This is a genomic window from uncultured Chryseobacterium sp. (assembly GCF_913776365.1).
GTDB lineage: Bacteria > Bacteroidota > Bacteroidia > Flavobacteriales > Weeksellaceae > Chryseobacterium.
In genome coordinates, this window is record NZ_CAJYMO010000119.1 from 1 (window position 1) to 11208 (window position 11208).

An 11208-nucleotide genomic window follows, 5' to 3' on the forward strand; every position below is an offset into this window, starting at 1 on the left:
TCATCCATTTTATCAAAGAAAACAGCAGAGTGGACGTGCTCCAGCTGTTCGGCAATTTCGTGTACATTTTCCCATCCAAAATTCATTTTTTTCACCAGAAACATTTCGGTCAGCCGGTGTTTCCTCACCACCAGTGCTGCTTCGCGTCTTCCGGTTCCGGTAACCACCAACGGCTTGTAGGTTTCATAAAGTACCCAGTTTTTTTCTGCAAACTTCTTCATCATATTGTTTACACTCGGCATTTTAACGGACAGGAATTTGCTGAGTTCATTGATGGTGACCTTATTCTCATGGTCAACAAGATGAAAAAGCGCTTTCAGGTAGTTTTCTTCAGTGAGGGTGGCTTTCAAAATGTTAGATCTTATGATAGACAAATCTAACAAAATATTATCAAATCCGGGGTATTGTTCTTTTTACTTTTTTTACTTTTGCCATATGAAATTTTCATTTAAAAACGATTATTCCGAGGGCTGCCATCCGGAAATCCTGCAGGCGCTTCTCAGGCATAATCTCGATCAGCAGGCAGGATATGGCGAAGATGCATATTCCTTAGAGGCAAAACAAATCATCCGGGAAAAAGCAGGCAATCCGGAAGCGGCCGTTTATCTCGTTTCAGGCGGCACCCAGGCGAATCTTCTGGTTATTTCTTCCATACTCAGGCCTTATCAATGTGCCATATCTGCTGCTACCGGCCACATCCTCAATAACGAAACCGGTGCGATTGAAGCCACCGGCCACAAAATATTAGGTATTGAAAAAGAAGATGGCAAACTGACGCCGGAAGACATTATACCGGTATTGGAAAGCCACAGGAATGTGCCGCACCAGGTGATGCCGAAGCTGGTCTACATTTCAAATTCCACGGAACTCGGCACCGTATATACCTTTGCAGAACTGGAAGCACTTTCGGTATTCTGTAAAAAACACAAGCTCTACCTTTTCATGGACGGTGCAAGGCTCGGACATGGCCTGACCGCCGAAACCAGCGACCTGACGCTGGAAAAAGTAGCTTCTCTGACCGATATATTTTATCTCGGCGGAACAAAAAACGGAGCCTTGATAGGAGAGGCCATTGTGATCAGCAACACAGAACTGCAGGAAGATTTTGCCTACAGCATCAAACAGAAAGGAGCCCTGCTGGCCAAGGGAAGAATTTTGGGAATACAATTTCTGGAACTGATGAAAAACGATCTGTATTTCGACCTGGCCAGGCACGCCAACCGGCAGGCCGCGAAAATAAGGAAAGCGATGGGAGAGAGGCATGTACGTTTCCTCTCCGAAACCTGTACCAACCAGATTTTTCCTGTTTTACCGGATGATCTGATCCTGAAACTGGCTGAAAAGTTTGATTTTTATGTCTGGAAAAAAGTAGGAGAGAACCATTCCGCCATCCGCCTTATTACTTCATGGAACACGCCGGATGAACCTGTAGAGGAACTGATTGCCATGATCCGGGAAGAACTTTAAAAAAAAGCAGCCCAATGTGGCTGCTTTTTTACTATCGATCTCTTTTTTACTTCAGAGATTTTGTCACCAGCGTACAGTCAGCAGGTTTCAGCATTCTTCCGCCAGTGTATTTAATTTTCTTTTCACTGGCGTATTGGGTGCCGGATGCATCCCGTTCGCCGATTCCTTCACTCAGGCCGTCTTTGGTCTGCAGGAAATACAGGTCGTTTTTATTGCCGGATACGCCTTCGGAAGCGAATTCATACGTCAGTTTCAGTGTGTCACCTGATTTAAAACCTGATAAGGTTCCTTTATTGCTGTCTTTTTCATTGTTTTTGGTAGCCATCTTGCCCGTAATGGTACCGAGATTATCGTCAATGCTCACAAAAACCGTATCTTTTCCGATTACTCCCATGTAGCAGAATGATTTGACACCTAACGTGTCCGCGCTTTTTTCCGCTGCTACCGCCGTATCGGTGACCAACTGATCCGGAGCCGCCGGCTCAGCTTTTTTATTGCAGTGTATCATAAGCATAAGAGCCGTTATCGTACTCAGTAAGATCGTTTTTTTCATAAGTTTTATTGGTATTTATTTAATTCCCGGTAAGGATAAAAGTAAGTAAATCATCAATACAATGATATAAATTTACTGAAAATTAACAAAGTAAGCCCTTGATCGACTTCCGATTTAACATAATATTAACCGATCAAACTTTCAGGCTGCCCCTGAACCCGCGCGCCGCATAGTAGGAATCAGCCCCGTTATGGTAGGTGAAAACCGTATTGTACCGGAAATCACAAAAAAGGGCACCGCCAAGTGAACGGATCTGGTCCGGAGTCTGTATCCAGCTTGATGTTTTCAGATCGAAAGGGCCTGAAACCTGAAGCATCCTGTATTGATCCTCGTTAAGCAGTTCAATTCCCATTTCAGATGCTTTATCTACGGCATTGCCACAGGGCTTATTGGCTTTCCTGGATTCCAGGGCTTTCTGATCATAGCAAAGACTTCTGCGTCCGGAAGGGCTTTCCGGGGAACAGTCCATGAAAAGATATTCATCCTTAGCCGGATCATATGAAATGACGTCAGGCTCACCGCCGGTTTGTTCCATCTGATAGAGCGACCACATGCTGTGCGGACTGTTCTCAAGCTTTTTTCTGATGTTTTCCCAATGCATACCGTTGTGACGGCTGATATTTTTTTCAAAGCGTACATGAAGAAACTGTAGAAAATTTTCAGCATCTTCGCGGGTTAGTTTCTTTATTCTCATACCGATTGTTGTGTGACATGGATTTTTAGTGATAACAGCAAATATAATATGAAGTAACCATACCTGCAATACTGCATTACAGATACGGGATTTACCGGCTTTTATGTAAATATGCAGAATGGTTGTTATCAGCCGAAAAAGACGTAAATTCAGGCGACATTTTTTTGTAAAAGGCTGGGAATGAGCCAGTGCGCCGTTTTTGATAAAAATCCTATAATTTATATTATGTTAAATTGTAATTATATGATGAATAGTTTTCGTACGCATATCTTTTAATACCTCTCTTTTAGATTATTCTAATAAAAAAGACCCATTATTTAATGAGTCTTTGCTATTTCGTATGATATAATGTTTCTGTTGCTTCTACTGCTTTGCTATCCTGTAGAGCTTCCCCTCGTCCGTTACGGCATATAATGCACTGTCGGTACCCTGCGTAATATCCCTGAACCGCTGGTCCTGGTCAGCAAGCAGTCTTTCTTCACCTACTACCATATTATTGCTGATCACCAGTCTGGCAATATGCTTCCCGCTCAGGGCCGCTACGAAAAGATTATTCTGCCACTCCGGCATGTTGTTTCCTTTATAAAATGTAATCCCGCTTGGCGAAATCACAGGATCCCAGTAATATACGGGCTGCTGCATCCCCGATTGCTGCTGGATTCCGTTCCCAATAACGGCACCGCTGTATTCTATTCCATACGTAATCGTAGGCCATCCGTAGTTGGCACCGCCCTGAACACGGTTGATTTCATCTCCTCCTCTCGGTCCGTGCTCACTTTCCCAGATTTCCCCGGTTACAGGATGTATCGCAAGACCCTGCGGATTCCGGTGACCGATACTGTACAGTTCCGGTAAAGCCCCTGATTGTGTAAATACAGGATTTCCGGAAGCCGCCTGCCCGTCTTTAGTAATGCGGAGCACTTTTCCTAAAGCTGCCGTTACGGATTGTGCCAGCGGCCTTGTCGAAAGATCCGAACGTTCGCCGGTACTGACGATCAGGTTTCCGGTATTGTCAAAAAGGATACGGCCGCCATAATGCAGGCCGCCAACATTGGCTGCGGGACTTGCACGGTAGATTACGGTAACGTTCTCAACCGTATTTTCCGAATTGGAAAGTCTGCCTTTTGCTACTGAAGTCTGGTTTCCGCCGGCTACGTTTTCAGAAAAGACCCAGTAAATCATCCTGTTGGAAGAAAATTGCGGATCTACGCAGATGCCGAGTAAACCACCCTGCCCCGTAACGTTCACTGCCGGGATGCCGGTAATGGCTGCGCTTAGATTTCCTGTAGCCGTTGCTATCCTCATTGTACCGCCTCTTTCGGTAATCAGCAGCCTGCCGTCCGGCAAGCTTGTGAGTCCCCAGGGTGATGATAGTGAAGAAGACAAAACAGTTGCCTTAAAAGCTGTGGACGTCTTGACGCCCTGAATTCTGGTCTGTCCTGCAAATGCGGGTTGGTAACTGGTATTGGCCTGGCCATTTTCCACCGGCGGCAGCCCGGTTCCGGTTTCAGGATCTGAAGGAGTATTTTCGTCGATAGTTTCGGTACATGCTGTAAAAAGCATTGATGAAGCGATCATCAGATGATAGAATTTAAATTTCATGTGATAAAATTTTATGATTAGGTGTAATTTTACGGATTTTATGCAAATTCCCTGCCGGATTCACTTTCTAATGAAATAACATAAGCAGCGTATGCAGCACAACCCGCATATTATTCTTTAAAATCAATGGCAGGCAAAAATGTACCGAAGTGCTACCGGTGCTATGAAATACACGTTGTTTTAATTCATAAATTTGTGAATTTTTAATAGCGTATTGCACTTCTGACAGTTCTCCAAAGGCCTGTCCTTTTCTAACGATCTGAAAAATTATGTATGAACGGTGCAAGCAGCTTATAGGATGAACTTGAGATCATTCCATAAAGTGCTGAACGTTATCATCTGACCGGACCCATACACTTACTGAAGCTGCATGAACAGCAAACATGCCTTTTCCGCTTCCATCGGTTACAATTTCCTCTTTCCGGCGCCCCAGAAAATCCCTGAACCGGGTATTCCTGTTTTCATGGCCTACATCCAGCTCCTTACAACCTTCATCACCATTGGAAATAATGACGACACAGCCTGCATGATCCTGATCGCCCTCCCTGATCCAGGCAATGCAGTTGGGATCATCAAAATGGCTGATCTGCCTGCCATATGCAAACTGTTGCCTTGCTTTCAGTAATACAGGCAGCACCCCGATTTTAGGCATGCTGATGCTGATCTCCCGGTCGTCTCTGGTATCGGTATAATGGGCACCGAAAAGATCCGGGTAGAATATACATGGATAAGCTTCTTCGGAAAGCAGGATGATGGCATAAGCCAGCGGCTTGAACCACGCCTGAACAGAGGATTCCAATGCCTGCAGCGGCTGGGTATCGTGGTTTTCTACAAATGAGACAGAATAGACCGGCTTTCTCTCCAGGAAACTGCCTTCCAGAATCTTCGAAAGATCGTAATCCCTGCCCTCTTCCGAGGCTTTGAAGAAATTATAATGCAGCGGAGCATCGAAGCAGGAGATCAGGCTATCCATCTGATCTGAAAAGGACTCCAGCTTTCCGGCTTCGTCCTTCCAGAATTCTCCCAGAACGAAACAGTCCGGATTGATTTCGGTCTTGATAAAAGTAATGAATTCTTTCAGGAATTTCAGCGAAATATGTTTAAGGGCATCCAGCCTGATCCCGTCAGCCTTTGTTGTCTCCATATACCAGCGGATCCACTTTTTCATTTCCTGTACCACCTGCGGATTGCGGTATTCCACATCGGCTCCCATCAGATAGTCGTAATTTCCCAGCTGATGGCTTACATCATCGGTCCAGTCCGTTCCGCTGTCATTATGGATCTTAAAAATGCCGGTGACTTCCCTGTTGCCCCGGGTAACGACATCAATCCCGCTGAAACATTGATGGTCCCAGATAAAATCCGAATATTTCCCGTTCCGCCCCGGAAAAGTGAATTTGGTGAGCGCCGACACTTTCATCGGTTCTGCGATACTGGTGTTGCGGTCTTCTTCATCGACCTCATGCACCGTAATCTCTTCCGTTTCATCGGCGCCCATGCGGTGGTTAAGCACGATATCCGCATACACCTGAATTCCTGCCTTGTGAGCCGCTTCAATGGCATTCAGATATTCTTTTTTACTTCCGTAACGGGTGGGAATCCCTCCTTTCTGATCAAATTCACCGAGATCGTACAGATCGTAGACGTCATATCCTCTTCCTTCCCTTCCCAGGTGGCATTTATTGGCCGGTGGCAGCCAGGCAGCCGTAATCCCCAGTTCACTTAAATAAGCGGCATTCCGTGCAAATTCATTCCAAAGTTCCCCGGTGTGATACCAGTGGAAATACTGAATAATAACTCCATTCATTGTTTATAGATCTTTCGCCTGTATTGGACAGGCTATGTTAGGTATAAATTCACTTCCACATCAGATACAGCATCCACTGCCTTCTGCGCATCGGTATTAAATGATTCACAAATTAGTGTTTTATTTAATCAATTCCAAGTTCGGAAATACCGGCTGGAAAAAACATGATCCTGATCAGCCTGATCGTGAAATATGAGGTTGTGATTTTACTCATAAGGATTTCGGATTGCAGTAAGTACCTTTGTTTAACACCTACATGATACGATATGAAACCGAAACAGATACCGGGAGTCCCTCTGCAGAAAGGCGGCGGATTCCATGATACTGAAAGCACTAAGCAATACAGCATTGCTGAAATTGATGCCAAATTTGAAATTTTAAAACGACGTTTTTTTTTCTGTCAACCGCTGGCAGGATTACTGCGGTAAAGCGGCAGCTGAATTTAAACATTATGACAGTTCCGGGCAGCCGGTTGACCGGATTCCAAAAAAAGGGGACTTCATCAGAATAGGCATCCCCGGCCCCGGAACCAGGGAAGCTGACGGCTATGACTGGGTGGAAATTGTTAATATGTCCCACCGCGACACCGGCACTATTACCTCTTACCTCATGATGTGCCGCCCGTCTAAGGTCCCCAATAAAACCAAAGGCAATATCGCTCATTTCTACAGTCCGGCAGCCACTGCCAATATCATGATTTCCAGAGAAGGGAACATTTTGAAATCTGCAGTATATGGCCGGAATGAAAGGCCTAATTACCGGGCCGGTTTTACCGACAGGATCAGGAACTTTTTTATTGCCGCCGGCGGTATCTTCGGGATATCCAAAATCCAGTGGAAAGGACTGGCGGAAGGGCTGATCGATTTTCAATAGAAATGAATGGGACTGCAAAAGATATTGTATTGTTTTTCACTCCATTTTTGTTTTTAAGCTCCTCTTATGAGGAGTTTTTTAATTCAGAAGAAGTGGTATCGTTACCGGCTTTTATATGACATAAGTCATAAATAGGGTTTGACCGAATCTCTACCTTTGATCCTGTACACCACCAAATATAACATTATGAAATTCCATACAATCACAATTATGCCTGATGGGACAGTTGTCTGTTGTAAAAGACTTCCGGTCCCCATCTGTTTTGGTTATCATAAGGAATATCAGCAGATATACAGTACCTGACTCTTTTCATTCAGCTGCTGAACTCGATAAAAAACTTTTTGCGGATAACAGATGCTATTCTGTACTCTATTGGCATGAAAGGCTGATAACCTTTCTGTAAGCCATACGGATTCATCATATGGTACTGCTGAAATAGTCAGCCAACAGATACCCTATCTGATTATTATTTTAACCATTGTATTTCCCTGTAGGTTTTTTCTCTTTTATCAGTTTTAACACGAACAGAATAAAAACGGATGAAATAATTCAGCTAACAAAAACAAAAACATTATGGTTATTAACGAAAATTATCTCATTTCTGCAGGAGCGGAAATCAGGACGTATAGCGCGGGAGCGTTTATCTTTCATGAAGGAAGCACGCCTATGTTTTACTACCAGATCGTAGAGGGACAGGTGAAACTGAACAACTTTACGGAAGACGGCAAAGAATTTATACAGGACATCATGTCTTCAGGCCAGAGCTTCGGTGAGGCACTTCTTTTCCTGAACAGGAAATATCCTATGGAGGCCACTGCACTTACTTCATGCAAGGTACTGAGACTCTGTAAAGAAAATTTTTTCAGCCTTTTGGATACCTATCCTAAATTGTATGCAAGCCTGTGTCTTTCCATGTCGGACCGGCTGTATTACCAGTATGTGATGTTGCAGAGAAACTCATCCCAGAATCCTTCGGACCGCCTGATCTGCGTTATGAGCTATCTGAAGAGCGGCCAGGAAAAACAGGATCCCTTTTCCTTCAGGATCCCGCTTACCCGCCAGCAACTCGCTAACCTCACGGGGATCTGTGTGGAGACCGCCATCAGAACCATTAAAAACATGGAGAAAAATAAAATTGTAAGAATCAAAAACCGGAAGATTTTCTTCTGACCCTTCATTAAAAATATACTGATCAGACTTTTTCCATTTTGGCTCTGCATGATCTGCCCGCGATCTGACTGTCGCAGGCATTTCGGCAGGGCTTTTTCCGAAATACAGCTAAAAAAACGACATCATAACAGAGGTTATGATGTTGTTTCTGTACATGCCTGACCGGGTTTATGCTACCGGTTTATCAGGATCAAAGGCTCCCGTTATTGTGTATCCAGCCATGCGCTCATGTATTCCCTGTTCAGGCGGGCAATGTTATCAAGGGAAATAAGCTTGGGACATTCTATTTCACAGGCTCCGATAACGGAACAGTTTCCAAATCCTTCATCATCCATGGCTTTCACCATATTCAGCACCCGCCGCCTGGCTTCCACTTTTCCCTGTGGCAGCAAGGCAAAGTGAGAAACCTTGGCTCCCACAAACAGCATGGCAGCCCCGTTCGGGCATGAGGCTACACAGGCTCCGCAGCTGATGCATGACGCGGCATCCATTGATTTGTCTGCATCTTCCTTGGGCACTGCAATGGCATTGGCATCAAGGGTATTTCCCGAGGTGTTTACGGAAATAAAGCCTCCTGCCGCCATGATCCGGTCGAAGGCGCTGCGGTCTGTGATCAGATCTTTGATAACGGGGAATGCCACGCTCCGGAAAGGTTCGATAACGATGGTTTGCCCATCGGTAAACATTCTCATATGCAGCTGGCAGGTGGTGATACCGCTGTCCGGTCCATGGGCCCTGCCGTTGATGTACATCGAACAGGTGCCGCAGATGCCTTCGCGGCAATCATGGTCGAAGGCAACGGGTTCCTTATCATCACGGATCAGCTGTTCGTTCAGGGTATCCAGCATTTCCAGGAACGATGCGCCGGTGGAAATATCCTTCACTTGGTAGATTTCAAACTGCCCTTTGGTTTTCCTGTTTTTCTGTCTCCATATTTTCAGTGTCAGGTTCAGACTTCTTGGATCACTCATAAGAATTATTGGATTTGATGTTTTTTAAAGATAACCTACTTTTTGGTGGCATTTTATGAGTTGCGGCATATGCACGGGAAAGTTTCTGACGTTATCTGCGGATCTTAAAGAGGATGGTCCTATACTTGCTGACTAATGATGTGTAAACAACTATCAAACACCACTTATTATGGAAACAAAGACCAAGGCAAAAGCTACTGCAAAGAAAACTGCGTCTAAAACCTCATCTCCCGGGAAGCCGGCTAAGAAAGGCGCTGCCAAAGAACTGAAAGATCTTTTTGAAGATTCTTTAAAGGATATTTACTGGGCTGAAAAAGCATTGGTAAAAGCATTGCCGCAGATGATGAAAAATGCAACCGATAAAAAGCTGAAAAGCGGAATTGAAAAACATATTGCCGAAACACAAAACCAGATTGAGAGACTGGAGAAATGCTTTAAGGCTATAGGCAAGAAAGCACAGGCGAAGAAATGCGATGCCATGCAGGGGCTTCTGGAAGAAGGGAAAAGCATCATGGAGGAAACGGAAGCCGGGCCGGTACGGGATGCAGGAATTATTGCAGCAGCACAGAAAGTGGAGCATTATGAAATTGCAACCTACGGAACACTGGCAGCCTTTGCAAAAGTACTGAAAGAAGAAGAGTGCCTGAAGCATCTCCTTGCCACTCTGGACGAAGAAAAAAAATGCGATAAACTGTTAACCAAGGTGGCTGACACCAACCTGAACAGTAAAGCAAAATAACCAACCGACCGGATTCGGGAGAGATAAGGAAGCCTAATGGTTTCCTTATTTTTTTTCAGGCGCTTAAAGCCTCCATAAATCACTAAAATGTGGTATTTTTTAGTGCTGAAATAATGCTTTATGGTTTATTATTTGTTGAATAATTAGTGATAAATCGAACGAAATATTCATTGTTTAACCATAATAATTTAATATATGGTAATTAGTGAAGATATACTGCTGGCATATGGTGCGACAGAAGAAAACTATAATCCTAAAGACCCTGTATTTTATGAAGGGAATATGCCGAAATATTATTTTCAGATTAAAGAAGGTGTTGTAGAGCTCACCAATTATCACGAAGACGGTAAGGAATTTATCCAGAATATCCTGACAACCGGAGAAAGCATCGGCGAGTCTTTCCTTTTTGATAACCGGTTATATCCTACCAATGCCGTGGCCAAATCGGTCACTACCGTATGGAAGCTTGCCAAAAGCAATTTTTTTACGCTTTTACAGGAGAATCCGGAAGTTTCTCTGAATATGTTCCATTACCTCGCCGGGCGGCTATATAACAAATACATCATGCTTTTCAATATCTCTTCAACTGATCCGGTTTTTAAAATCAGGTCGTTGATGGAAAGCCTTAAAGACAGCCCGGATGAAAGCCGGTATTCTTTTCAGGTTCCGCTTACCCGGAAGCAGCTGGCCAATCTAACCGGGCTCCGCATAGAAACGGTGATCCGCGCGATCAAGAAAATGCACCACAGCAATATTGTAAAAATTAAAAACCGTAAAATCTATTATTGAACAGGATAAAAATCCGAAACGATATTCGGGTGCACTGGAAATGCATCCTCTTTTTAATCTTATGATTTTTCATTGATGTAACATGATGCAAAGGCAGTTTCCGCAACTGCCTTTGTTATGTTATCACAAAAGAAGATGCGTTCATGCAGCCTTGTAATCAATTCGTATACAAATACTCCCTTTAAGCCTGATACGCTTATAGTGAGAGTGAGCAGTACAGAGCCGGTGGAGCATGATTTAAACAAGTATTTCCACCAATTGGACAAAAAGACGTTGTGAAGCTGGTAATCTATTAAGATCCGGTTATGCAGGGACCCGTTTCCGGCTTTCTTTTCCGGGGTTCGTGCGAATTAAGTATCTTGGTTAAAATTGAAATTATGTCTATTACCAATGAATCTGAATTTGCAGGAATGCAGAAAGTAAGTGAAGCCGTTGCCTATACCCTCAAGGAAATGACCCGGTATGCCCAACCCGGAATGACGACCAAGGAACTGGATGACTTCGGAGCGGGTATCCTGGCAGGTTTCGGAGCAAGGTCCGCCC

The 11208-nt window shown here is 44.3% G+C and carries 11 protein-coding genes; 5 read left to right on the forward strand and 6 right to left on the reverse strand.

The genetic code is table 11. The features are described 5' to 3' along the window. Window positions 1-350, reverse strand: a 350-nt coding sequence (locus tag QZ735_RS05785; protein ID WP_294245467.1) for a metal-dependent transcriptional regulator, incomplete at its 3' end; no start/stop codon positions are given. Window positions 351-435: 85 nt separating this feature from the next. Between QZ735_RS05785 and QZ735_RS05790 the strand changes: the two genes are divergently transcribed. Further along, complete coding sequence (locus QZ735_RS05790) at window positions 436-1467, forward strand: aminotransferase class I/II-fold pyridoxal phosphate-dependent enzyme (protein WP_294245470.1); 1032 nt, start codon at window positions 436-438, stop codon at window positions 1465-1467. Window positions 1468-1513: 46 nt separating this feature from the next. Here the strand turns inward: QZ735_RS05790 and QZ735_RS05795 are convergent, their stop codons facing one another. The 4 genes from QZ735_RS05795 to QZ735_RS05810 form a co-directional block, all read right to left on the reverse strand. Continuing rightward, the gene (locus QZ735_RS05795; protein WP_294245473.1) at window positions 1514-2020 is read right to left on the reverse strand and encodes a hypothetical protein; all 507 of its coding nucleotides are present in this window, start codon (window positions 2018-2020) and stop codon (window positions 1514-1516) included. Between the two features lie 133 nt (window positions 2021-2153). Beyond that, window positions 2154-2714 carry a DUF4256 domain-containing protein gene (locus tag QZ735_RS05800; protein ID WP_294245476.1) on the reverse strand — a complete coding sequence of 187 codons (561 nt, stop codon included), beginning with the start codon at window positions 2712-2714 and terminating at the stop codon, window positions 2154-2156. Between the two features lie 363 nt (window positions 2715-3077). Beyond that, entirely contained in the window at window positions 3078-4316 is a 1239-nt protein-coding gene (locus QZ735_RS05805) for a PQQ-dependent sugar dehydrogenase (RefSeq protein ID WP_294245479.1), read from the reverse strand. 310 nt (window positions 4317-4626) lie between these two features. Further along, window positions 4627-6123, reverse strand: coding sequence for an alpha-amylase (locus QZ735_RS05810; protein WP_294245482.1), 1497 nt, complete (start codon window positions 6121-6123; stop codon window positions 4627-4629). Window positions 6124-6693: 570 nt separating this feature from the next. On the opposite strand from QZ735_RS05810, the gene QZ735_RS05815 reads away from it, so the two are divergent. Both QZ735_RS05815 and QZ735_RS05820 read left to right on the forward strand, forming a co-directional pair. Then, window positions 6694-6996, forward strand: coding sequence for a hypothetical protein (locus tag QZ735_RS05815; RefSeq protein ID WP_294245484.1), 303 nt, complete (start codon window positions 6694-6696; stop codon window positions 6994-6996). 573 nt (window positions 6997-7569) lie between these two features. Continuing rightward, a complete protein-coding gene (locus QZ735_RS05820) occupies window positions 7570-8166 on the forward strand; it encodes a Crp/Fnr family transcriptional regulator (protein ID WP_294245485.1) in 597 nt (198 codons plus the stop codon). 203 nt (window positions 8167-8369) lie between these two features. On the opposite strand, the gene QZ735_RS05825 is transcribed toward QZ735_RS05820, so the two are convergent. Beyond that, complete coding sequence (locus QZ735_RS05825) at window positions 8370-9137, reverse strand: succinate dehydrogenase/fumarate reductase iron-sulfur subunit (RefSeq protein ID WP_294245487.1); 768 nt, start codon at window positions 9135-9137, stop codon at window positions 8370-8372. 169 nt (window positions 9138-9306) lie between these two features. Between QZ735_RS05825 and QZ735_RS05830 the strand changes: the two genes are divergently transcribed. Together QZ735_RS05830 and QZ735_RS05835 are read left to right on the forward strand one after the other, a co-directional pair. Then, window positions 9307-9876 (forward strand): ferritin-like domain-containing protein, encoded by a 570-nt coding sequence (locus QZ735_RS05830; RefSeq protein WP_294245488.1) that lies wholly within the window; start codon window positions 9307-9309, stop codon window positions 9874-9876. Between the two features lie 195 nt (window positions 9877-10071). Further along, the gene (locus QZ735_RS05835; RefSeq protein ID WP_294245491.1) at window positions 10072-10665 is read left to right on the forward strand and encodes a Crp/Fnr family transcriptional regulator; all 594 of its coding nucleotides are present in this window, start codon (window positions 10072-10074) and stop codon (window positions 10663-10665) included. Window positions 10666-11208 lie beyond the last annotated feature (543 nt).

Coding starts and splice junctions, on each gene's coding strand:
- QZ735_RS05815 (WP_294245484.1), top strand. CDS start 6,694: ATGTCCCACCGCGACACCGGCACTATTACCTCTTACCTCATGATGTGC.
- QZ735_RS05820 (WP_294245485.1), top strand. CDS start 7,570: ATGGTTATTAACGAAAATTATCTCATTTCTGCAGGAGCGGAAATCAGG.
- QZ735_RS05800 (WP_294245476.1), bottom strand. CDS start 2,714: ATGAGAATAAAGAAACTAACCCGCGAAGATGCTGAAAATTTTCTACAG.
- QZ735_RS05835 (WP_294245491.1), top strand. CDS start 10,072: ATGGTAATTAGTGAAGATATACTGCTGGCATATGGTGCGACAGAAGAA.
- QZ735_RS05795 (WP_294245473.1), bottom strand. CDS start 2,020: ATGAAAAAAACGATCTTACTGAGTACGATAACGGCTCTTATGCTTATG.
- QZ735_RS05810 (WP_294245482.1), bottom strand. CDS start 6,123: ATGAATGGAGTTATTATTCAGTATTTCCACTGGTATCACACCGGGGAA.
- QZ735_RS05830 (WP_294245488.1), top strand. CDS start 9,307: ATGGAAACAAAGACCAAGGCAAAAGCTACTGCAAAGAAAACTGCGTCT.
- QZ735_RS05805 (WP_294245479.1), bottom strand. CDS start 4,316: ATGAAATTTAAATTCTATCATCTGATGATCGCTTCATCAATGCTTTTT.
- QZ735_RS05825 (WP_294245487.1), bottom strand. CDS start 9,137: ATGAGTGATCCAAGAAGTCTGAACCTGACACTGAAAATATGGAGACAG.
- QZ735_RS05790 (WP_294245470.1), top strand. CDS start 436: ATGAAATTTTCATTTAAAAACGATTATTCCGAGGGCTGCCATCCGGAA.